The following is a 22238-nucleotide window of genomic DNA, read 5'->3' on the forward strand; positions in this document are numbered from 1 at the left end:
AAAGACCTTGAGGCGAACTCAATATGGACGCAAAGAAACGCAGGTGGGCGCAGAAACCGTGGCCTTCCTCACGTCGCTCATCTGTGACTCCCTCTGGACAGATGGGTGATCGAGTCGGAGGATCAAATGAGTGCGGTCGACACCGGATGAGCGGCTACGAAGCATCCGGGTCGCAGCCCCCACGGGGCAGCAAGGTCTGAAACAGGGCCACAAGATCAAAAATCCCTCATTTAGGAGCAATCGTGGCGCGCGACATCGCGGCTCCCACCGTCATCCCCACCAAACATCAGGAACTGGTCTCGTGGGTCAACGAGATCGCCGAACTGACGCAGCCGGACAGCGTGGTCTGGTGTGACGGATCCGAGGCCGAGTACGAGCGACTGTGCGAGGAGCTCGTGGCGAAGGGCACCTTCAAGAAGCTCGACCCGATCAAGCGCCCCCACTCCTACTACGCGGCCTCCGACCCGACCGACGTCGCCCGGGTCGAGGACCGCACGTTCATCTGCTCCGAGCGGGAGCAGGACGCCGGCCCGACCAACCACTGGAAGGCACCCGCCGAGATGCGGGAGATCTTCTCGGGCGAGAAGGGCCTGTTCCGCGGCTCGATGAAGGGCCGGACGATGTACGTCGTCCCGTTCTGCATGGGCCCCCTCGGCTCGCCGCTGTCCGCCCTCGGCGTCGAGATCACGGACTCGGCGTACGTCGCCGTCTCCATGCGCACGATGACGCGCATGGGCCAGGCCGTCCTCGACGAGCTGGGTGAAGACGGCTTCTTCGTCAAGGCCGTCCACACCCTCGGCGCCCCGCTCGCGGAGGGCGAGGCCGACGTCCCCTGGCCGTGCAACCAGACCAAGTACATCTCGCACTTCCCCGAGTCGCGCGAGATCTGGTCCTACGGTTCCGGCTACGGCGGCAACGCCCTGCTCGGCAAGAAGTGCTACGCCCTGCGCATCGCCTCCGTCATGGCGCGCGACGAGGGCTGGCTCGCCGAGCACATGCTGATCCTCAAGCTCACGCCCCCGCAGGGCGAGTCGAAGTACGTCGCCGCAGCCTTCCCGAGCGCCTGCGGCAAGACGAACCTCGCCATGCTGGAGCCCACCGTCTCCGGCTGGACCGTCGAGACGATCGGCGACGACATCGCCTGGATGCGGTTCGGCGAGGACGGCCGCCTCTACGCGATCAACCCCGAGGCCGGCTTCTTCGGCGTCGCGCCCGGCACCGGTGAGCACACCAACGCCAACGCGATGAAGACGCTGTGGGGCAACGCGGTCTTCACCAACGTCGCGCTGACGGACGACGACGACATCTGGTGGGAGGGCATGACGGAGGAACTCCCGGCCCACCTCACCGACTGGAAGGGCAACGACTGGACGCCGGGCTCCGAGACCCCGGCCGCCCACCCCAACGCCCGCTTCACCGTCCCCGCCGCCCAGTGCCCGATCATCGCGCCGGAGTGGGAGGACCCCAAGGGCGTGCCGATCTCGGCGATCCTCTTCGGCGGCCGCCGCGCCACCGCCGTACCGCTGGTGACCGAGTCCTTCGACTGGAACCACGGCGTCTTCCTCGGTGCCAACGTGGCCTCCGAGAAGACCGCCGCCGCCGAGGGCAAGGTCGGCGAGCTGCGCCGCGACCCGTTCGCGATGCTGCCGTTCTGCGGCTACAACATGGGCGACTACATGGCCCACTGGATTGATGTGGCCAAGGACAAGGACCAGTCCAAGCTGCCGAAGATCTACTACGTCAACTGGTTCCGCAAGAACGGCGAGGGCAAGTTCGTCTGGCCCGGCTTCGGCGAGAACTCCCGCGTCCTGAAGTGGATCGTGGAGCGGCTGGACGGCAAGGCGGACGGCGTGGAGACGCCGATCGGCGTGCTGCCGACCCGGGACGCCCTCGACACCAACGGGCTCGACCTCGACGACAGCGACCTCGACTTCCTGCTGACCGTCGACAAGGAGGTCTGGCGGGAGGAGGCGGCGCTCGTCCCCGACCACCTGAACACCTTCGGCGAGCACACGCCGAAGGAGCTGTGGGCCGAGTACCGGGCGCTGGTGGAGCGGCTGGGCTGAGTCCCCGAGTTGAAGACTCCGCGGCCGGTACGGGTGTGCCCTGACCAGCGATCGTCACGACCGGCCGCGGTGTGAACCGGCGAGGCCGCGCACAACGGCGTGTGCGGCTCCTGGGCCTGCCGTCGTCCGCCTCCGTCCGCCCCGACGGACGCGGGGACGGCAGGCCTTCGCCCGTGCGGGTGGGCCCCCGGTCGCCCGCCGGGGTGATTTCCTGCGGCCGGTGAGCGCAAGACGGCTCGTGGCGAGCCGACTGGTGGACCGGCGTCGGAACGCTGTCGCCCATGCTCACACCTCAGGTTCGATCGTTCACACCTGGTGTTCGATCGCTCACGGTCCGGGCCGGAACCGTGGCAGCGACCCTGCTGGCGCTGCTCCTGGCCCTGCCCGGTACCGCGGTCGCCGCCCCCGGCGACCTGGACACCGCCTTCGCCGGCGACGGCACGGTCCTCACCGACTTCGGCGGCAACGACTCCGCCGCCGACGTGGCGGTGCAGTCCGACGGCCGGATCGTCTCCGTCGGCACCACCTTCGACAGCTCCGGCTCGGAGGGCGACTTCGCGCTGACCCGCCACAACGCCGACGGTTCCCTGGACACCACCTTCGGCGGCGACGGCAGGGTGACGACCGCCGTCAACAACCTGCCGTCGAACGAGGGCCTCCAGTGGAGCGAGGCGCACGCCGTGGCCGTGCAGCCCGACGACGGCAACATCGTGGTGGCGGGCAGCAGTTGGCGAGGGCCCGAGAACTGCTGCTGGTTCACGCTGGTCCGGTACAGGGCGAGCGACGGCTCGCTGGACACGAGTTTCGGCAACGGCGACGGCCGGGTCTTCACCGACTTCGGCGTCCCCGAAGAGGCCACGGACGTGGTGGCGCTGCCCGGCGGCAAGATCGTCGCGGCGGGCTCCGTCGGCGGCGAGGCCGCGGTGGCCCGCTACAACGCCGACGGCTCCCTGGACACCACCTTCGGCGGGGACGGCATGGTGACCACCGACCTGGCGCCGTCCCTGCAGGAGGGCGGCGACCTGCGCGCCCTGGCCGTACAGCCCGACGGCAAGATCGTGGTCGCGGGCGAGGTCGGGTCCACCCGCTTCGACTTCGTGCTCGTCCGCTACAACACAGACGGCAGCCTCGACACCGGATTCGGCACCAACGGCATCCAGCGCACCGACTTCGGCGACTACGACTCCGCGGAGGCGCTCGCGGTCCAGCCCGACGGCAAGATCGTCACGGCCGGTTCGAGCGGCGGCCGGGCCGCACTGGCCCGCTACAACACCAACGGCACCCTGGACCCGGGCTTCGACGGCAACGGCCTGGTCCTCACTCCCGGCGGCGGCGCCGAGGACATGAAGCTGCAGGGCGACGGGCGGATCGTCGTCGCCGGCAGCGGGCCGGGCGGCTTCAACGTCCTGCGGTACAACACCGACGGCGGCCTGGACAGCGGCTTCGGCAACGGCGGCCGGGTGGCCACGAGCTTCGGCGGCAGCGACGCCGCCCACGGCGTGGCCCTCCAGTCCGACGGCAGGATCGTGGCCGCCGGGCAGGGCGGACCGGACGACGACTTCGCCCTGGCCCGCTACCTGGGCGGAGGCGGCAGCACGCCACCGCCCCCGCCGCCGCCCAGCGCGGACCTCTCCGTCACCAAGACCGGCCCCGCCACCGTCACCATCGGCGACCGGGCCACCTACACCGTCCGCGCGGCCAACGCGACCGCCTCCACCGCGTCCGCCACCGGCGTCACACTGACCGACTCCCTCTCCGGAGCGGGCGCGACGCTGATCTCCGCCACGCCCTCCCAGGGCAGCTGCACCACCACCGCGACCGGCGCCACCTGCGCCCTCGGCACCCTGGCCCCGGGCGCGAGCGCCACGGTCACGGTCGTCGCCGAACCCCGCGCAACCGGCACGCTCACGAACACCGCCAGGGCCGCGGCCGCCCAGACCGACCCCGCCACGGGCAACAACACCGCCACGGCGACCGGCACCGTCAACAACTCCCGGGGCTGCACGATCATCGGCACCAGCGGGGCCGACACCCTCAACGGCACGATCGGCAACGACGTGATCTGCGGCCTGGGCGGCAACGACACCCTCAACGGGAACGGCGGCACCGACACCGTCTACGGCGACTACGGCAACGACACCATCGACGGCGGCGCCGGCAACGACACACTGTACGGCGGCCCGGGCAACGACACGGTGAACGGGTCCGCCGGCAACGACCGGGTGATCACCACCGACGGTGTGTCAGGCAACGACACGGCCAACGGCGGCCTCGGCTTCGACACCTGCACCACCGACCCGGGCGACGGCCGCATCAGCTGTCCCTGAGCACCCGCTCCGGCCCCCGCGCACCGCGGGGGCCGGGATGGGTCGTCGTTCACCTGCTGCGCCGTCGTGGCTGGTCGCGCAGTTTCCCGCGCCCCTTCGGGGCGCTCAGTTGCTCCGGTCCTCCAGGTACCGGGTGTGCGTCTCCTGGCGCCTGGCCTCCGTGTCCCGCAGCCCGGCCGCCAACTGCTCGGCCTCCTCCTTGAGAAGGCCGAGCTGGCGCTCCAGATGCCGTTCCGGCGGCTCCTGCCCGGGTGTCAGACGCGTCCACCACCGTGTGCGTACGAAGCTGTCGACCGCCTCCGGGATGTCCTGCCGGACCGTTCGCGAGAGGACGTGGACGCCCTCCGGGTCCTGGGCCAGGAGTTCGGCGGCCCAGCCGGGGTCCAGCAACGCCGTCAGCAGGTCGGTCAGTTCGGCGAGACGGGTCTCCGTCGTGGCCGGCAGGCCGACCTCCGCCAGGTAGGTCTCCAGTCTGCGGAAGTCGGCCCGTACCTCCTCCAGCTGGGCGGAGGGCGTCGGGAAGTCCGGCAGCGCGGGGCGCTCCGGCGGGGCGATCAGCGCGCCCGCGCCGTACAGGCCCGCCACCACCACCGGCCAGTACGGGCCGGCCACGCCCGTGAACGTCAGGACCAGGCCGAGCAGACCGCCCGCCGAACCGGTGAGGTTCTTGCGGGACTCCAGGTAGGCGAGGGCCTTATTGGTAGCCACGGATCTCCTCGAAGGCGCCGTCCAGGGAGCCCTGTCGGGCGTCGAAGAGACGGCCGCCGGTCAGGGCGGCGATGTGCTGGAGTTCGGCATGGGAGGAGTCGCCGAAGAGGATGGGGAAGACGGGGATCTGCTGCCGGTCGGCGGAGAGCTTGTTGTAGAAGTCGTCGAAATCACCGGCCTTGGCGCCCGTGGTGTTCTCGCCGTCGGTCATCAGCACGATCGACGTGAAGGTCTCCTGGGAGGGGTTCAGCTGCGCGTACGCCTTCTCCAGGGAGGTGTAGATCGCCGTGTTGCCGTCGGCGTGCAGGGCGTCGGTGTCCTTGCGGATCGCGGCGAGGTCGGCCTTGTCGTCGACCACGTGGGTGCTGACGCTCTTCACGTCCGAGCCGAACGGCATCAGGGTGACCTCCTCGCGGTTGCGGAAGTCGCCGGTCAGGCCGGTCAGGGCCGCCTTCAGGCGGGAGAGGCGGTCGCCCTCCATCGAGCCCGAGGTGTCCAGGACGTAGACCGTGCGGGAGGGCCGGCGCAGGTCGTTCTCGTACGCCGAGATGAGTCCGTCGGCCACCGACTTGGTGCCGGGGAAGGGGAGTTCGCGGCGGCGGCCGGTGTCCAGGCCGGCGGCCGGGGCGACGGAGGCCACGACCGGGCGGCGGTGGGTGGTGTCCGTGATGAGCTTCTGTACGGCCGGGGTGCGCAGGTCCTCGGTCACCCTGCGGACGTCCTCGCGGGTGGCGGAGGAGGTCGAGGCCAGGGAGGAGAACGGGTAGTCGGCGGTGACCACGCCGTCCTTCGGGCGGATCACGGTGAGACCGGAGATGCCCTGGAGCACGGACTCGTAGTTGAGCAGGGCGTCCACGTTGCCGCGCCGCTTGTAGGCCGAGGCCAGCCAGCCGGAGGAGCCCGAGGTCAGGGTCTGGCCCTGGAAGAACCTCTTCAGCCGGGGAGTCGCCTTGGTGACGTCGTCGTCCGTGAGCGCCGACTGGGCGCCGGAGAGCGCGGAGGCCACCGAGACCAGCGTGGCGAAGCCGGAGTTGGAGCGGGCGGGATCCGTCATGCCGTACGTCAGCCTGCCGGCTTCCACGGCCTGCTCGACCTGGGACCAGGTGACGTCGGCCGGTTTCCAGCCCAGCGACCGCACGGTGGCCGTCTTCACGCCGATCGCGACCGGGCTGGACATGATCGACGTCTCGGAGACGACCTTCTTCGCCGCCTCCGGGCGCAGCCGCAGGTAGTCGTCGGAGGACAGCCAGAGCGCGTCGTACCTGCCGTCCGTCTTCCCCCCGGCCAGCAGGTCGATGGCGTCCAGGGTGCCCATGTAGGTGGGCCGGACGGTGACCCCGGTGTCCTTGCGGACGCGGTCGAAGACGGCGGTCATGTCGCTGAGTTCGGAGGAGGCGAGGACCCGCAGAGTGCCGGGCTTCGGGGCCGTGGAGTCGTCGCCGTGGTCCTCGGAGGTGCAGCCGGCCAGGACGACGGCCGCCGTCGCGAGGAGGGCGAGGAGCGGGCGTCTGCTCATGCGAGGCCGCCCTCCAGCGCGCTCTTCGACCGGCTGCGCTCCAGGTAGGCGCTCGCCTGGTGGAGTTCGTCCGTGAGGGACTGCACGGTGGTCGCCATCGCCTCGGTCGCCTGCACCTTGTAGGTGTCGATGGCGTCGAGGGTCCGGTAGATCTGCTGGAACGCGGCGCGCAGCGTCTCGGCGCCCACGGCCGGGTCGGCGGCGATGCGCTGGATCTCCCCGCTCTGGGTCGCGAGCATCTCGGCGTTGCCCCGGATCAGCTCCTCGGTCGTCCCGCGCAACGCGTTGACCTGCTCGATCACCTTCTTCTGGTTGTCGAGCGCGGAGGCCAGCATCACCGAGATCCGCAGTGCGGAGACGGTGGTGGTGGCGGCGCGCTCGACGCCCTTGATCAGCTCGTCGTTGTTGCGCCGTACGACGTCCATCGCGAGGTAGCCCTGCGCGGACACCGCGAGCTGGGTGAGCAGGTCCTGGTGCTTCTGCCGGACCGGGAAGAGCACGTCCGCCCTTACCGCGTCGGCCTCCTGGGGGTCCGGGATCCGGGCGACGTGCTGCTCGACGGCGGTGTCCAGGGCCTGGGTGAGGACCACGTACTCCTGGAGCTTGCCCATGGTCTCCCAGAGCCGCACCCGCTCCGTCTGCAACGCCGCGTTGTCCCGCCGCAGTTCGTCCTGGCCGCCGCGCAGCGACCCCACGATCTTGTTCAGCGTCCCCTGCGCGGAGGCGTACTTGGCGACGTGGTCGCGGAGCTTGTTGCCGCCGGGCAGCCTGGAGAGGAACTTGCGGCCCTTGCTCGCGGGCAGGTCGCGCGGGTCCAGGTCCTCGACGACCCGGCGGAGTTCGACCAGTGAGCCGGCCACCTTGGCCTGGGCGTCACCGCCCTTGTCGGGCAGGCTGCGGACGGCACGCTCCAGCATGCGGTTGGACTGCGAGGCGGCGGAGCGCATCTCGCCGGCGCCGAGGCCGGTGATCTCGCCGACCTTGCTCGCGAACTCCGGTGAGCGGGCGTCCAGGGCGGCGAGGTCCCGGACGTAGTCGGAGGCCTTGCGGGCCATGTCCGTACGGACGCCGTCGTCGACGGGCACCAGCCCGCCGGCCTTCTCCCGCGGCACGGGCGCGACCGCCTCGGGCGGGGTCAGCGTGAAGACGTCCTCACCGCTCAGCGTGGGCGGGTGCTCGCCGCCGCTCGGCCTCATCTTGTCGAAGTTGCTCACAGGGTCCCCCCGTCAGCCGCGCGCCCGGCGGGCCATCTCGTGCAGCACCGCGGAGGTGGGCACGGGCGCCTGCCGGACGCCGGTCAGTGTCTGGTTGAGGTAGGCGGCGCGGTCGGCGGTGTCCTTGACGAACTCGGCGGAGTCGCCCTGGGGCCGGAAGCCGTGCTTGACGGCGAGCCTGCGCAGCGTCGGGTCGGTGCTGAGGAGTTCGCCGAGCTGCCGGCCGGCGTCGTCGAGCGGCACGATGGTGTGGTCGCTGTTGACCGTGGTGTCCGGGTAGAGGACGACGAGGTCGTCGGCGCCGTGCCGCTCCGCGAGCAGCGACACCACCTGCGACTCGTACAGGCACACCAGCGGGTTGCCGGCGCCGCTGATGAAGTCCCTGAACACCGAGTCACTGCTGGGCTGTTGCGCCCCCTGCACGCTGACCAGCTTGTGCAGCAGCGGCGCGGTCCTCGCGACGTCGGCGTCGCTCGCCACCACCCTCCCCCCGTTGGCTGCATAGGAGGCGGCGGCGAGGTACAGCGCGCCGGAGTTGGAGGTCTCCGGGTCCGTACTGGTGATGTACAGCGTCCCGGTCAGCTCCCCGTGGGCCTTCGCCCCCTTGAGCTGCTGCCAGGTCCGGTCGTGCCGGGCGGCGTCCAGGTACGCGGCCATCTTCAGGGTCCCCTTGCCCTTGCCGTCGAGCACGGCGAGCCCGTTGGCGGCCAGCACCTCGGCCGCGCTGCGGTGGGCGACCACGACGAGGGGCGAGTAGAAGGGGCGGGGGAGGGGCTGGCGGGCGTGGTACTTCGCGGCCAGCGTGTCGGCGGGTGCCGAGCTGGACGGGAAGGCGAAGTCGTAGCCCTTCAGGTCCAGATCCTCCATGGCCCAGGATCCGGACGCCTCCGTCTTCACGGTGTAGCCCTTGGCGGCGAGGGCCTTCACCACATCGGGATCGGCGAAGAAGTCCGACTTCTCCGAACCGATCACACCGCGCACGGTCTTCGTTGCCGTGCCCTTGTCATCCCCATGCCGGCCTGCGACGACGGCAGCCACCACGCCACCGATCAGCAGCACCGCGAGGACGATTCCCGCGATACGTCTCACGAGGGGGAGAGTGCTCCCGGAATCCCTCAGTCCTGGGTGGAACGGGTGAACGAGGGGTGAAGGGGGCGCCCCGGAACGAAACCGGAGCGCCGAAGTCCGCCGGGCGCCGTCAGGCGGGGGCGTTCCCGGCCTTGCCGTAACGGCGGAAGGCGGAGGTCTCCACCTGCCAGGGGCCGAAGGGCACCAGGTCGCCGTAGATGTACGGGTCCATGCGCTGGTAGCGGTTCCCGCACGGCTCGGAGTGGACCTCGATCGTGCCCTTCCGGGGGTCGACGATCATGTAGTGGGCGATGCCCATGGCCGGGTATTCGCTGATCTTTTCGACGTAGTCGCTGTCCGGGTTGGACGGTGACACGATCTCGACGATTGCCAGCACGTGGGAGGCGTCCACGGCGAGCCCCTCCTCGTCGAGTACGTCCTCAGGGATGACGACGGCGTCGGGGCGGCGCATGCGGGCGAGGGCCGGGTGCTCGACCTCGGGGCCGGGGATGCAGCCGTAGCCGGGGTGAGTGGTGAGGAGCTGCTGGTCCAGTTGCTTGCAGATGCGACGGATGGTGCCCTCATGCCGTTTCGACGGACACATCATGGCCAGTATCGGGCCGGACGGTCCGATCTCGACGCTCCAGGTCCCTTCGAGCTGCTCCGCGTAGGCCCCGAGTTGCTCGGCGATCGCGCGCATCTTTGGGTAGTCCATGCCCATGACCTCAGCGTACTGAGATATGGCAACCCGGTCCGCGCGTCGCTGCGGGAGCGCGCGGACCGGGGCCGTTCGGGGGTGGGTCAGCCGGCCGTGGTGAGTTCCGTGGCCGCCGCGTGGGCGTCCATGCGTTCCGCCGCGAGGATCGCCGCCGCGGTGTCCGCGCGGGACGCCGCGACCAGCAGGGCGCGGCCGGCGACGGCATGCGCGCGCTCGTGGAGCGCGGCCGGATCCTGGGCCGCCGTCAGCGACGCGCGGACCGGCGTACGCCCGCCCCGCAGCCGGGCCACCTGCTCGGCCAGCCGGGTCGCGGCGGTGTCGAGGTCGGTGGACGGCGCGAGTGCGCGCAGCTCGTCGGTGACGGCGAGCAGCGCGGCGAGGTGTCCCGCGAGCTGGATGTCCAGCTCCTCCTCGCGCGTCCGGTGGGGGAAGTCGGAAGAGGGGCCGGCCATCGTGCTGTGGACCGACTTGGTGCGGATCGGCTCGTACATGGGAGATGGCCTCCTGTGCTCTGACAGGAAGCCATCCTAGCTTAGATTTCGTCTAAAGTTGACCCGGGTCACGGACGGTGGTCCGGCGGCTGCCTACGGCTGGCCGTACCCGTCCAGGAACCGGCCGATCCGGGTGATCGCGTCCCGCAGGTCGCCGACCGTCGGCAGGGTCACCACCCGGAAGTGGTCCGGCTCCGGCCAGTTGAAGCCGGTGCCCTGGACGACCATGATCTTCTCCTGCCGCAGCAGGTCGAGGACCATCTGCCGGTCGTCCTTGATCTTGAAGACCTGGGGGTCGAGGCGCGGGAAGAGGTACAGCGCGCCCTTGGGGCGGACGCAGCTCACGCCCGGGATCTGGGTGAGCAGGTCGTACGCGAGGTCCACCTGCTCCTTCAGCCGCCCGCCCGGCAGCACGAGGTCGTTGATCGTCTGGCGTCCGCTGAGCGCGGCCACGACTCCGTGCTGACCGGGCATGTTCGCGCACAGCCGCATGTTCGCGAGGATCGTGAGGCCCTCGATGTAGGACTCGGCATGCGCCCGGGGCCCGGAGACGGACATCCAGCCGACCCGGTAGCCGGCCACCCGGTACGCCTTGGACATGCCGTTGAAGGTGAGCGTGAGGAGATCCGGCGCGACGGCGGCGGTCGGGGTGTGCGTGGTGTCGTCGTAGAGGATCTTGTCGTAGATCTCGTCCGAGCAGACGAGCAGGTTGTGGCGCCGGGCGATGTCGGTCAGCCCGCGCAGCATCGCCTCGTCGTACACCGCGCCCGTCGGGTTGTTCGGGTTGATGATGACGATCGCCTTGGTGCGGTCGGTGACCTTGCGCTCGACGTCGGCGAGGTCGGGCATCCAGTCCGACTGCTCGTCGCAGCGGTAGTGCACGGCCGTGCCGCCGGAGAGGGAGACGGCCGCGGTCCACAGGGGGTAGTCGGGGGCGGGGACGAGGACCTCGTCCCCGTCGTCCAGGAGGCCCTGCATCGCCATCACGATCAGCTCGGAGACGCCGTTGCCGATGAAGACGTGCTCCACGTCGGTCTCGATGCCGATGGTCTGGTTGTGCATGACGACCGCCCGCCGGGCCGCCAGCAGGCCCTTCGCGTCGCCGTAGCCGTGTGCCGAGGAGACGTTCCGGAGGATGTCCTCCAGGATCTCCGGCGGGCACTCGAAGCCGAAGGCGGCCGGGTTGCCGGTGTTGAGCTTGAGGATGCGGTGTCCGGCCGCCTCGAGCCGCATCGCCTCCTCGAGGACCGGACCCCGGATCTCGTAACAGACATTGGCGAGCTTGGTCGACTGGATCACCTGCATGCCGGTGAGCTTACGGGGAGGTAACGCCCGCCGACCCGTGTTTTCCACCACTTGAGATGCAGGTGGGGGGCGTCCGGGGGCCGTCGGAGCCGGGACGGGGCCCGGCGTTTTGGCCTGTTATCGCCGGTAGCTGTCTCAAAGGCCCATCCCCTCCCTACAATCCGCGTCCATGCCGAGACCTGCCGAGGACGAGACCGGGGCGCCCAGCGTCTACCGACCCGAGGGCGAACCTGCCCCCGCCTACGAGGGGTACCGGGACCCGGCGGCCGCGCACGGCTGGCTCAACGCGTACGACGAGACGCGCGAGCTGCCGAAGATCGCGTCGGCCGCGTCGGCCGCGCCGGGTCCGGGCCGGGCGGAGCGGCGGCGGGAGGCGCGCGGGGCGGGCGGCCGGCGCGGCACGTACGTGGTGGCCGCGGTGGGAGCGGCGGGCGCCGCGTCCGTGCTCGCACTGATCGTCGGCCTCCCCTTCTCATCTTCCTCCTCGTCGCCCGCCGACGGCACACCGGGTGGGCAGAACCGTACGAAGCACACGACGGGCGACTCGTCGGCCGCGGCGGCACCCGAGCAGAGCTCGCGCACCGCGTCCGTCACCTCGCCGGCATCGGCCGCACCGGCCGCCACATCCACCACGACGTCCCCGTCGGCCGGGTCCACCGCGTCCGTGAGCGACGCCCCCGGCGCCTCCCCGAGCGCCACCGCGGCCGGCGGGACGGGCGCGACGCCGTCGCCGACAGCCACGACCGGCACCCCCACGCAGACTCCGACGGGTGGCGGGCACGGTTGGGGACACGGGAGGGGCGGCGGCAGATCCCATTAGGGGACGGCCCCCGGGGCTGGACGCTGCCTGTGCCCAAGTCGTCGCCCACATGGGTAGGTTGGCCCCTCCGGCGGAAGGGGTCGTATGGAATTCTCGCTGCTCAACGACGAACCCGTCAGCGGATCGGACGGGGATCTGCTCGGCGCCGGACGGGCTGCCCGCCAGCTGGCGAAGCTGCTGCACGACTCCCGGTCGGCCACCCCGCTGACACTCGCCGTGGACGCCGGCTGGGGCATGGGCAAGAGCAGTCTGATGCGGCTGGTCGAGGCGGAACTGCGGCAGAAGGACGTCGAGACCGTCTGGTACAACGCCTGGACCTCCACCGGCGCCGACGCCCTCGAAGGGCTCATCAAGACCGTCCTGATGGGCCTGGACAAGCGGGTGATGCGGCGCGCGGTGTCCAGGCTCACCGAGCGGAAGACGCTCCTCACAGCCCTGCGGGCGGGGCTGGCCGTGGCGGGTGCCCCGTTCGGGATGGCGGGGCTGGTCGACCGGTTCTGGCAGGAGCTGTCCGTCGACGCGAACACCCGCAACGCCATGCGGGAGGCGCTGCGCACCCTCGCCACCGAGTGGGCGGACGCGGCTCCGCACCGGCCCCGGCGCATGCTCGTCGTCTTCGTCGACGATCTCGACCGCTGCTCGGAGGAGACGGTCCTCGCGGTGTGCGAGGCGGTGAAGGTCTATCTGGACGTGCCGGGCCTCGCCTTCGTCATCGGCTGCGACCGGTCGGCGCTCGGACCGTCGGGGCTGCTGCGCGATCTCGGGCCGGCCGGTTCGGCGTTCATGGAGAAGATCTTCCAGACGAGCTACCGGCTGCCGGTGGCGGCCGGCGAGCACCTGGAGGCGTATGTCCGGCACTGTGCCGAGCGTTCGGGGCTGCGTGAGCTGCTGGACGACGGCCTGGTGCGGCTGATCGCAGCCCGCTCGGCCCGCAATCCGCGCCGGATCAAGAGGCTCATCAACGGCTTCGGCCTCGAGTGCGCGCTCAACCCGGTGTGGGCGAGGTTCGCGCCGGAGGCCGTCGTCCGGACGCTTCTGCTGCAGCACCTGTACGCGGACTTCTACCGCCTGCTCGTCTCCGGTGACGGCACGTACGCGCACGCGGCCCGGGAGTTCCTGGAGTACCGCACGGCCCGGAGGGTGCTGAGCCGGTGGGCCCCCGCGGACGAGGAGGCGTGGCACACGACGGTGGCGTCGGTGACCGGGCACGGGCTCGCGGCGCCGGAGACCGGGGCCCCGGACACCTGGGAGGCCGTGCTGGCCCGGCTGGAGGAGGAGCTGCCCACGGCGTTTCCGGAGCTGGCGCAGGACCGGGGCTTCGTGCACCTCGTCGAGGAGTGGATGCGGCTGCCGCAGGCGGACGAACTGGTGAGGCATCTGCAGGAGGGCGCCGCGGCACCGGTCGCCGGGCGCAGGGACGAGGATCCGCGGCCCGGCCCGGAGGAGGGGCCGGACGAGTACCGGGGCGTCAGCGTCCTGTGGGTGGACGACTACCCGGAACAGAACGCGACCTACGTGCGCCATCTCCGGGCGCACGGAGCGGACGTCCTGGTGGCCCGGAGCGGCCCGACAGCCGACCGGATCCTCTCCACCCACCCCGTCGACCTGGTGATATCCGATGTCACGCGCGGCACGGAACGGGGCGCGGGGTTCGCCGACCTGGCGGCCTGGCGGGGCAGGGGCCTCTTCGACGGCCCCGTCGTGTTCTTCGTCGGCCGCGTCACCCCCGCCCGCGAGCAGCGCAGCCGCGAACTCGGCGCGCGCATCACGTCCGGCTCCTCGGTTCTCTTCGAGCACATCGACGCCGCCTGCGCGGAAATCCGCCAACACCGTTCTTGAAACAGCTCCTTGCCCGCGCGGCCGCTTGCGTTGAGAATGTGCATGACAAACAGCGGGTGGCCGGAAGATCTCCGGTCACCCTCGTCGTATAGAGGGGACCCCCACATGAACAAGCCTCTCGTCGCCGCGCTCGCCTCCCTGGCCATCACCGGGATCGGCACGGCTCCGGCGGTCGCCGCGCCGCAGACGGCAAAGGCCGCGGCGGTGACCGTCAACTTCGCGGGCACCGTCTCGCTCAGCAACTGCTCCGGCTCCGTCATCCGCTTCCCGAACTCCGCGGACAGCGACCCGGCGCTGGTCCTCACCAACGGCCACTGCCTGGAGACCGGCTTCCCGGAGCCCGGCGAGGTCATCACCGGCCAGTCCTCCAGCCGCACCTTCGGCCTGCTGAACTCCTCCGGCACCAAGGTCGCCACGCTCCGCGCCAACCAGGTCGTCTACTCGACCATGACCGACACCGACATCACGATCTACCGCACCACCACGACGTACGCGGCGATCAAGAGCTCCTACGGCATCAGCCCGCTCACCGTCAACGCGAGCCACCCGGTCGCCGGCACCGCCATCAAGGTCGTCTCCGGCTACTGGAAGACGATCTACAGCTGCAACATCGACGGGTTCGTGTACCGGCTCAAGGAGGGCGACTGGACCTGGAAGGACTCGGTCCGCTACACCTCCGCGTGCAACACGATCGGGGGGACGTCGGGGTCGCCGGTGATCGACACCAGCACGGGCCAGGTCGTCGCCGTCAACAACACGGGCAACGAGGACGGGGAGCGGTGCACCGTCGACAACCCGTGCGAGGTGGACGAGAGCGGGAACGTGACGGTTCGGCAGGGGATCAACTACGCCGAGGAGACGTACATCATTCCGGCGTGCTTCACGACGGGGAACGTGCTGAACCTGAGTGCGAGTGGGTGCACCCTGCCCAAGCCGTAGCGCTCCGCTGAGGGCACCGTCTTCGGGTGCGGCGCCGTGGGGGCTGGTCGCGCAGTTCCTCCCCCAGGCTTCGGCCGGGGGTACCCCCAGCGCCCCTAGGTGAGTTGGGGTGTACGCCGGATCGAACGTCCCGCCAGTTCATCCGTCCTGCGGCCGTCCTCGATCACGAAACGGCCGTCGATCAGCACGTGCGGGATGCCCGTCGGGAGGCGGCGCGGGGCTTCGAACGTCGAGCCCGCCGCGACCGTCCGCGGGTCGAAGAGGACGAGGTCGGCACGGTAGCCCTCGCGTACGAGGCCGCGGTCCGGCAGGCGGAGCCGGGCCGCGGGGCGGGCGGTGAGGTGGGCGACGCACTCCTCCAGGGAGAGCACGCCCAGCTCCCGTACGTAGTGGCCGAGGTAGTGCGGGAACGTGCCGTAGGCGCGGGGGTGGGGTTTCGTGCCCTGGAGGATGCCGTCCGAGCCGCCGGTGTGGACCGGGTGGCGCATGATCGTGCGGACGTTCTCCTCGTGGCCGACATGCTGGAGGATCGTGGTGCCCAGGTGGTCGGTGAGGAGGAGGCGGCGGGCCGTCGTCCAGGGGGACTCCCCGCGGGCGTCCGCCGACTCCTGGACCGTCCGGCCGACGTGGTCCGCCAGCGCGGGGTCGCCCACGCCCGAGATCTCGATCGTGTCCCACTCGATGGGCACGCCGTGGCAGCCGTCGGAGCCGACGGCCTCCAGGTGGTGGCGGATGCGGCCGGCCGTCTCGTCGTCGGAGAGGCGGGCGAGGGCCGCCGCCGGGCCGCCCTCGTTGGCCCAGCTCGGCAGCATCGCCGCGAGGGTCGTGCTGCCCGGGGTGTAGGGGTAGGTGTCGAGGGTGATGTCGGCGCCGGCGGCGAGGGCCTCGTCGAGGAGGGCCAGCAGTTCGGGCGCCCGGCCCTTGTTCACGCCGAAGTTCATGGTGGCGTGGGCCAGATGGAGCGGGCAGTCCGCCGCCCGGGCGAGGGCCACCATCTCCGCGTACGCCTCCAGCGCGCCCGCGCCGTACGAGCGGTGGTGCGGGCAGTAGTAGCCGCCGTACTCCGCCACCACCCGGCACAGCTCCGTCAGTTCGCCGTCCGGCGCGTACATGCCGGGGGTGTAGGTGAGGCCGGAGGACAGGCCGACCGCGCCCTGGGCCATGCCCTCGGCCACCAGCCGGCGCATGTGGTCCAGCTCGGCCGGGGTCGCCGCGCGGTCCTCCCAGCCGACCGCGAGCGCACGGACCGTGCCCTGGGGGATGAGATAGGCCGCGTTGACGGCGATGCCGCGGTCGAGGCGGTCCAGGTACTCGCCCACCGACCGCCAGTCGACGTCGATGTCCTCGCCGGAGCCGTTCCAGCCGGCGATCGCGCTGCGGACCTCCGCCAGCGTGCGGTCGTCGACCGGGGCGTACGAAAGGCCGTCCTGGCCCAGCACTTCCAGGGTCACCCCCTGCGCGGCCTTCGCACTGTGGTCGGGGTCGCGCAGCAGGGCCAGGTCGCTGTGGGCGTGCATGTCGACGAAGCCGGGGGAGAGGACCAGGCCCTCCGCGTCCAGCTCGCGCATCGCACGCGGGCGCTGGCAGCCCGCCGCCGCTGCCTCCTTGACGATCGACACGATCCGGCCGCCGTCGATCACCACGTCGGCGCGGTAGGAGGGTTCCCCGCTCCCGTCGACGACGTCCGCGTCCCGGATGACGAGCTGCTCCACGGCCCCTCCTAGAAGAACGTACGGATGTAGTCGACGACCGTCCCGTCCGCCTCGGCCACCGGGATCAGCTGCCACTTGTCGAACGACGTGCACGGGTGGGAGAGACCGAGGCCCACCCAGTCCCCGACCTCCAGGTCCGCCTCGGGACCGGTGCTCAGCCAGGCGTGCTGGTCGGACAGGCCGGTGACCGAGACGCCGGTCGCCGGGCGCTCGGTGGCCGCCCGGCGGATCACCTGGGCGACGGGGAGGTCGAGGTCGTAGGCCGCGTCCCGCTTGCCCGCGTTGGCGAAGGCCTGCTCCGGGGAGGGGCGGGAGACGACCTGCGCCCAGAGCCGGAAGGCGGGCTCCAGGGCGCCCTCCTCGGGGACCCGGTTGAAGGGGGTGACGTCCCGGTAGCGGCCGTCGTCGTGCGAGACGTACGCACCCGAGCGCAGCAACTTCAGTACGGGCGCCGATAGTTCGGGAACGCCGGCGAAGACGTCCGCGACCGCGTCGAACCAGGCGCTGCCGCCCGCGCTCACCACGATCTCTGTCAGGCCCGCGAACCGGCCCGCCTTGTCGAACTCGACGGCGAGGGCGACCAGCCGGCACAGATAGGCGTGCACCCGGTCCGGGTCGGCCTGCGGGACCTCGCCCTCGTACCCGGCCACCCCGACCAGCCGCAGCGTCCGCGTCCCGGCCACCGCGTCCGCGACCGCCGCGCACTCCGCCTCGGTACGGACGCCGGTACGGGCGCCCTCCCCGGCCGCGAGTTCGACCACGACGTCCACGGGGCGGCCGGTCCCGCGCAGCGCAGCGTCCATCAGCTCGACCCCGCGCACGGAGTCGACGTAACAGACGAAACGGAAGTCGGCGTCGCGCTCCAGTTCGGCGGCGATCCAGCGGAGCGCCGGGGCGTCCACGAGCTCGTTCGCGAGGAAGACCCGGCGGGTGCCGAACGCCCGCGCCACCCGCACCTGGTGCGGCACGGCGAGGGTGATGCCCCACGCCCCGCGCTCGGTCTGCCGCCTGAACAGCTGCGGGGCCATGGAGGTCTTGCCGTGCGGCGCGAAGGCGAGACCGTGCCGTTCGGTGTACGACTCCATCAGCGCGAGGTTGTGCTCCAGGCGCTCGGCGGAGAGGGCCAGCACCGGGGTCGCGAACCCGTCCTCGAAGAGGTTGCGGCGCTGGGCGGCCAGTTCGCCGACGGTGAGGCCCTCGGCGTCCGGCGGGAGGCCCTTGAAACGGTGGTCGACGCGTTCCTCCGCGAGCCGGGCGAGCGCTTCGGTGCCGGTGTCGAGGGACACGGAGCCTCCATGATCAGGTGGGTTGCATCATGTGCAACGTCCATTGCGTATATCGCTTACCGCTGTCTAACATCCACGCCAACGCCGGGTCAATCAGCCCGTAGCGACCCTTCCCCGACGACGAGGAGCCACGACCATCGTGAAGGCCACCGGCGCCGTTGACGCCGTGGACGTCGTCGCGCTCGGCGAGTCCATGGTCACGTTTCTGCCCACCCGGCCGGGGCGCCTCGCGGACGTGCCCTCCTTCGACCGCGCGATCGGCGGCGCGGAGTCCAACGTGGCCTGCGCGCTGGCCGCCGCCGGGCACGCCGTGCGCTGGGTCAGCCGGGTCGGCGCGGACGGGTTCGGCGACCACCTGCTGGAGACCGTCGCCTCGTACGGCGTGGACGTCTCCTACGTGGGCCGGGATCCGGCGCGGCCGACGGGGGTCTACTTCCGCACGGCGGGGGACCGGGCGACGGACGCGCACGAGGTCGCGTACTACCGGGCGGGGTCGGCGGCGTCGGCGATGTCGGCGGCGACGGTGGACTCGGCGGCGGTGCGCGCCGGGCGGATCCTGCACCTGTCGGGGATCACGGCCGCGTTGTCGGAGGGCTGCCTGGGGCTGCTGCGCGAGCTGACGGCTCCCGCCGGGGAACGGCCGACGCTGGTGTCGTTCGACGTGAACTACCGGCCGGGGCTGTGGACCGAGTCCGCGGACGCGGGGGTGCTGCTCGACCTCGCGCGGCGCGCGGACCTGGTGTTCGTGGGCGAGGACGAGGCGGAGCAGGCGTGGGGGGTGACGGGAGGGCCGTCGGCTGTCCGGGAGTTGCTGCCCGAGCCGGAGGCGCTGGTGGTGAAGCAAGGGGCGAAGGGGGCGACGGCCTTCGTGTCGGCCGCGGCCCGGTGGGGGCTGGTCGCGCAGTTCCCCGCGCCCCTGAAGGGGCGCTGCAGCCAGCGCTCCTCTCCAGCCGCGGGCAGTCGAGCCGCTGGGGCGATGGGGGTCCCCCCGCTCGAGCGAAGCCGAGAGTGGGGGAGGGTGGGCGCGGGCGGCACCCTGCCGGCGCCGGTAAGCGTCCCCACCCCCACCCCCGGCACCTTCGAACCCGCCCCCGCCGTCGACGTCGTGGCAACCGTCGGCGCCGGTGACGCCTTCGCCGCCGGTTTCCTCTCCGGCATCCTGCGCGGCCTGCCGGTCGGGCAGACGCTCAGGCTCAGCCACCTGTTCGCCGCCGCCGCCCTCACCACCCCCGCCGACCTCGCCCCGCCCCCCGCCCGCGACACCACCGACCGGCTGACCGCCCTGGACGCCGGTGCGTGGGAGAGACTTCGACTCGGCCCCGGCTGGACCGAAGCCGACGCGGCCGAAGAGGAGGTACGCACCCCATGAGCCAGACCGTCGACCGAGCGCTCAGCATCCTGCCGCTGCTCGCCGAGGGCCCCGCCGACCTCGGCCAGGTCGCCGACCGCCTCGGTGTGCACAAGTCCACCGCACTGCGGCTGCTGCGCACCCTCCACGAACACGGGCTCGTCTACCGCCAGTCCGACCAGCGCTACCGCCTCGGCGCCCGCCTCTTCGCCCTCGCCCAGGAGGCGATGGAGAACCTCGACGTCCGCGAGATCGCCCACCCCCACCTGGCCCGCCTCAACACGGCCTGCGGACACACCGTGCACCTCGCCGTGTTCGAGGAGGGCGAGGTCCTCTACATCGACAAGGTCGAGAGCCGCTACCCGGTGCGCATGTACTCGCGGATCGGCAAGCCCGTCGCCATCACCGTCGCCGCCGTCGCCAAACTGCTCCTCGCCGACCTGCCCGAGCCCGAGCGGCGGGCCCTCGCAGACAAGCTCGACTACCCCATGTACACGGCCCGTTCGACGCCGAACGCGGAGGCGTTCCTCAGGGAACTGGCCAAGGTGCGCGAACAGGGCTGGGCCACCGACCTCGGCGGCCACGAGGAGTCCATCAACTGCGTCGCGGCCCCCGTCCGCGGCGCCGACGGGCGCGTCGTCGCCGCGATGTCGGTCTCCGCGCCCAACGTCGTCGTCACCGCCGACGAACTCCTCACCCTGCTCCCGCAGGTGCGCCGTACGGCGGACGCGATCAGCGGCGAGTACTCAGGCAGAACACCGATCACGGAAGCCGGCACCAGATGACCGAGAAGATCGCGCTCACCCCCACGACCCACACCACCCCGCCCGCGAAGTTCTCGCACGGCGTCCGCAAGGGCAACATCCTCCAGGTCGCCGGCCAGGTCGGCTTCCTGCCGGCCGAGGAGGGCAAGCCTCCGACCCCGGCCGGCCCCACGCTGCGCGAGCAGACCCTCCAGACCCTCGCCAACGTCAAGGCGATCCTGGAGGAGGGCGGCGCCTCCTGGGACGACGTCATGATGATCCGCGTCTATCTGACGGACGTGGACCACTTCGCCGAGATGAACGGCATCTACAACACCTACTTCGAGGAGCAGGGCCTCACCGCCCCGCCCGCCGCCCGCACGACCGTGTACGTCGGTCTGCCCGCCGGCCTCCTCATCGAGATCGACGCCCTCGCCGTCATCGGCTGACGGGTTCCGTCAACTCCCGCACGTCCTGCACGGCATGGCACCCGCACCGGGTGCCGTGCCGCGCTCCCCCCTGCCCGAAAGCACGATGCACCTACCCAGAGGACCCCCACATGCCCTTCCCCCTAGCGGCGTCCACCCCCACCACCCCGCCCCACACCGGAGGCCTGCTCCTCCTCCTCGACGGCACCGCCGGCCTCCTCACCGTCGCCGCCGTCGGCATCGCCCTGCTCCTCTTCCTCATCATCAAGGCGCGGCTCCAGCCCTTCGTGGCCCTCCTCGCCGTCTCCATAGCCGTCGGCCTGCTCGCCGGTCTCTCGGTCACCGAACTCTTCGGCACCGTCCAGCGCTCGGACGCCGTCTCCACCGTCGAGTCCGGCATGGGCGGCATCCTCGGCCATGTCGCGATCATCATCGGCCTCGGCACCATGCTCGGCGCGATCCTCGAAGTCAGCGGCGGTGCCGAGGTATTGGCGACGCGGCTCCTCAACCTCTTCGGGGAGCAGCGGGCCCCGCTCGCCATGGGCCTCACCGGCCTGATCTTCGGCATCCCCGTCTTCTTCGACGTCGGCATCTTCGTCCTGGCCCCCCTCGTCTACGCGGCGGCCAAGCTCCCCCAAGACTCCGACAAGCTCCGTCCCGGGGGGACCCCCATCGGCAAGTCGATCCTCCTGTACTGCCTCCCCCTCCTCGCCGGCCTCTCCATGACCCACGCCTTCCTGCCGCCGCACCCCGGCCCGGTGGCCGCCGCCGCGCTGCTGCACGTCCAGCTCGGCTGGGTCATCCTCATGGGCGTGGTCTGCGGCATCCCGGCGGTGCTGGCCGCATGGGCGTACTCGGCGTGGATCGGCAGGCGGATCTTCGTCGCCGTACCGCAGGACATGGTCGAGGCGGCCGAGGAGGCCAGGCAGGCGGTGGTGGCGGAGCAGCGGGCGGCCGGAGTGGAGCCCCGGGAGAAGCCGGTTCCGCTGGGCACGGTTCTCGCCATCATCGGTACGCCGCTCGTCCTCATCCTCGCCGCGACCTTCTCCTCCATCGCCCTGGACCCCTCCACCGGCCGCTCGGTGCTGGAGTTCTTCGGCACGCCGATGGTCGCCCTCACCATCGCCCTGGTCCTCGCCTACTACCTGCTCGGCATCCGGCGCGGCTGGTCCCGCAAGTCCCTGGAGACCGTGTCGACCGCGTCCCTCAAGCCGGTCGGCAACATCCTGCTGGTGGTCGGCGCGGGCGGGATCTTCGGCGCCGTACTGAAGGCGAGCGGCGTCGCCCAGGCCCTCTCCGACACCTTCAACGGCGTCGGCCTCCCGGTGATCGTCCTGTCGTACCTGATCTCGGTGGTCCTGCGGGTCGCCCAGGGTTCGGCGACGGTGGCGATCGTGACGACAGCCGGCATCGTCGCCCCACTCCTCACCGAGGGCCACCATTCCCAGGCCTTCGTCGCCCTCGTGATCATGGCCATCTCGGCCGGCTCCATCTTCGCCTCGCACGTCAACGACGGCGGATTCTGGATGGTCGCCAAGTATTTCGGCATCAGTGAGCGGGACACCCTGAAGACCTGGACCGTGCTGGAGACGGTGCTGTCGGTGGTGGGCTTCGCGGTGGCGGGCGTGCTCAGCGTCTTCGTGTAGGCGTCTGATAACGAAGTCCGGGGCTGGCTGTGTCCGGCACAGGTTCTTGGACCATACTGCCCGC

At 71.3% G+C, this 22238-nt stretch carries 18 protein-coding genes; 8 read left to right on the forward strand and 10 right to left on the reverse strand.

Annotated elements, in window-relative coordinates:
- Positions 1-242: 242 nt before the first annotated feature.
- Positions 243-2066, forward strand: coding sequence for a phosphoenolpyruvate carboxykinase (GTP) (locus ACZ4UV_RS17410; RefSeq protein WP_467838725.1), 1824 nt, complete (start codon positions 243-245; stop codon positions 2064-2066).
- Positions 2067-2413: 347 nt separating this feature from the next.
- Positions 2414-4393 carry a calcium-binding protein gene (locus ACZ4UV_RS17415; RefSeq protein ID WP_467838727.1) on the forward strand — a complete coding sequence of 660 codons (1980 nt, stop codon included), beginning with the start codon at positions 2414-2416 and terminating at the stop codon, positions 4391-4393.
- 105 nt (positions 4394-4498) lie between these two features.
- Here the strand turns inward: ACZ4UV_RS17415 and ACZ4UV_RS17420 are convergent, their stop codons facing one another.
- From ACZ4UV_RS17420 to ACZ4UV_RS17455, 8 genes are all read right to left on the reverse strand, one after another.
- Positions 4499-5101 carry a hypothetical protein gene (locus ACZ4UV_RS17420; RefSeq protein ID WP_451021011.1) on the reverse strand — a complete coding sequence of 201 codons (603 nt, stop codon included), beginning with the start codon at positions 5099-5101 and terminating at the stop codon, positions 4499-4501.
- Complete coding sequence (locus tag ACZ4UV_RS17425; RefSeq protein WP_451021010.1) at positions 5088-6617, reverse strand: vWA domain-containing protein; 1530 nt, start codon at positions 6615-6617, stop codon at positions 5088-5090. The genes ACZ4UV_RS17420 and ACZ4UV_RS17425 overlap by 14 nt, the downstream gene beginning before the upstream one ends.
- Positions 6614-7813, reverse strand: coding sequence for a toxic anion resistance protein (locus tag ACZ4UV_RS17430; protein ID WP_451021012.1), 1200 nt, complete (start codon positions 7811-7813; stop codon positions 6614-6616). Before ACZ4UV_RS17430 ends, ACZ4UV_RS17425 begins: the two co-directional genes overlap by 4 nt.
- A 30-nt stretch (positions 7814-7843) precedes the next feature.
- The gene (locus tag ACZ4UV_RS17435) at positions 7844-8920 is read right to left on the reverse strand and encodes a hypothetical protein (protein ID WP_390046452.1); all 1077 of its coding nucleotides are present in this window, start codon (positions 8918-8920) and stop codon (positions 7844-7846) included.
- A gap of 109 nt (positions 8921-9029) precedes the next feature.
- Positions 9030-9614, reverse strand: a complete 585-nt coding sequence (locus ACZ4UV_RS17440; RefSeq protein ID WP_451021009.1) for a Uma2 family endonuclease — start codon at positions 9612-9614, stop codon at positions 9030-9032.
- Between the two features lie 86 nt (positions 9615-9700).
- A complete protein-coding gene (locus ACZ4UV_RS17445) occupies positions 9701-10108 on the reverse strand; it encodes an SCO4983 family protein (protein ID WP_451021008.1) in 408 nt (135 codons plus the stop codon).
- 93 nt (positions 10109-10201) lie between these two features.
- Entirely contained in the window at positions 10202-11413 is a 1212-nt protein-coding gene (locus ACZ4UV_RS17450) for a pyridoxal phosphate-dependent aminotransferase (protein WP_351486070.1), read from the reverse strand.
- A 240-nt stretch (positions 11414-11653) separates the two neighbouring features.
- Positions 11654-12154: a hypothetical protein gene (locus tag ACZ4UV_RS17455; RefSeq protein WP_467838734.1), complete on the reverse strand. Its 501-nt coding sequence runs from the start codon at positions 12152-12154 to the stop codon at positions 11654-11656.
- Positions 12155-12317: 163 nt separating this feature from the next.
- On the opposite strand from ACZ4UV_RS17455, the gene ACZ4UV_RS17460 reads away from it, so the two are divergent.
- Entirely contained in the window at positions 12318-14072 is a 1755-nt protein-coding gene (locus ACZ4UV_RS17460) for a P-loop NTPase fold protein (protein WP_467838736.1), read from the forward strand.
- Between the two features lie 105 nt (positions 14073-14177).
- Complete coding sequence (locus ACZ4UV_RS17465; protein ID WP_351486064.1) at positions 14178-15011, forward strand: trypsin-like peptidase domain-containing protein; 834 nt, start codon at positions 14178-14180, stop codon at positions 15009-15011.
- Positions 15012-15106: 95 nt separating this feature from the next.
- Here ACZ4UV_RS17465 and ACZ4UV_RS17470 read toward each other — a convergent pair whose 3' ends face one another.
- Together ACZ4UV_RS17470 and ACZ4UV_RS17475 are read right to left on the reverse strand one after the other, a co-directional pair.
- Positions 15107-16723 (reverse strand): N-acyl-D-amino-acid deacylase family protein, encoded by a 1617-nt coding sequence (locus ACZ4UV_RS17470; RefSeq protein ID WP_467838740.1) that lies wholly within the window; start codon positions 16721-16723, stop codon positions 15107-15109.
- A gap of 8 nt (positions 16724-16731) precedes the next feature.
- The gene (locus ACZ4UV_RS17475) at positions 16732-18009 is read right to left on the reverse strand and encodes an amino acid deaminase (RefSeq protein WP_467838742.1); all 1278 of its coding nucleotides are present in this window, start codon (positions 18007-18009) and stop codon (positions 16732-16734) included.
- Positions 18010-18202: 193 nt separating this feature from the next.
- Between ACZ4UV_RS17475 and ACZ4UV_RS17480 the strand changes: the two genes are divergently transcribed.
- From ACZ4UV_RS17480 to ACZ4UV_RS17495, 4 genes are all read left to right on the forward strand, one after another.
- A complete protein-coding gene (locus ACZ4UV_RS17480) occupies positions 18203-19378 on the forward strand; it encodes a sugar kinase (RefSeq protein ID WP_467839392.1) in 1176 nt (391 codons plus the stop codon).
- Positions 19375-20142, forward strand: a complete 768-nt coding sequence (locus tag ACZ4UV_RS17485; RefSeq protein ID WP_390046464.1) for an IclR family transcriptional regulator — start codon at positions 19375-19377, stop codon at positions 20140-20142. Before ACZ4UV_RS17480 ends, ACZ4UV_RS17485 begins: the two co-directional genes overlap by 4 nt.
- Positions 20139-20549, forward strand: coding sequence for a RidA family protein (locus ACZ4UV_RS17490; RefSeq protein ID WP_451017984.1), 411 nt, complete (start codon positions 20139-20141; stop codon positions 20547-20549). The genes ACZ4UV_RS17485 and ACZ4UV_RS17490 overlap by 4 nt, the downstream gene beginning before the upstream one ends.
- A 110-nt stretch (positions 20550-20659) precedes the next feature.
- The gene (locus ACZ4UV_RS17495) at positions 20660-22174 is read left to right on the forward strand and encodes a GntP family permease (RefSeq protein ID WP_467838746.1); all 1515 of its coding nucleotides are present in this window, start codon (positions 20660-20662) and stop codon (positions 22172-22174) included.
- The last annotated feature ends 64 nt before the right edge of the window (positions 22175-22238 follow it).

It is taken from the genome of Streptomyces sp. NPDC028289 (genome assembly GCF_055565975.1).

Coding starts and splice junctions, on each gene's coding strand:
- ACZ4UV_RS17425 (WP_451021010.1), bottom strand. CDS start 6,617: ATGAGCAGACGCCCGCTCCTCGCCCTCCTCGCGACGGCGGCCGTCGTC.
- ACZ4UV_RS17430 (WP_451021012.1), bottom strand. CDS start 7,813: ATGAGGCCGAGCGGCGGCGAGCACCCGCCCACGCTGAGCGGTGAGGAC.
- ACZ4UV_RS17440 (WP_451021009.1), bottom strand. CDS start 9,614: ATGGACTACCCAAAGATGCGCGCGATCGCCGAGCAACTCGGGGCCTAC.
- ACZ4UV_RS17445 (WP_451021008.1), bottom strand. CDS start 10,108: ATGTACGAGCCGATCCGCACCAAGTCGGTCCACAGCACGATGGCCGGC.
- ACZ4UV_RS17450 (WP_351486070.1), bottom strand. CDS start 11,413: ATGCAGGTGATCCAGTCGACCAAGCTCGCCAATGTCTGTTACGAGATC.
- ACZ4UV_RS17460 (WP_467838736.1), top strand. CDS start 12,318: ATGGAATTCTCGCTGCTCAACGACGAACCCGTCAGCGGATCGGACGGG.
- ACZ4UV_RS17465 (WP_351486064.1), top strand. CDS start 14,178: ATGAACAAGCCTCTCGTCGCCGCGCTCGCCTCCCTGGCCATCACCGGG.
- ACZ4UV_RS17480 (WP_467839392.1), top strand. CDS start 18,203: ATGGTCACGTTTCTGCCCACCCGGCCGGGGCGCCTCGCGGACGTGCCC.
- ACZ4UV_RS17485 (WP_390046464.1), top strand. CDS start 19,375: ATGAGCCAGACCGTCGACCGAGCGCTCAGCATCCTGCCGCTGCTCGCC.
- ACZ4UV_RS17490 (WP_451017984.1), top strand. CDS start 20,139: ATGACCGAGAAGATCGCGCTCACCCCCACGACCCACACCACCCCGCCC.
- ACZ4UV_RS17495 (WP_467838746.1), top strand. CDS start 20,660: ATGCCCTTCCCCCTAGCGGCGTCCACCCCCACCACCCCGCCCCACACC.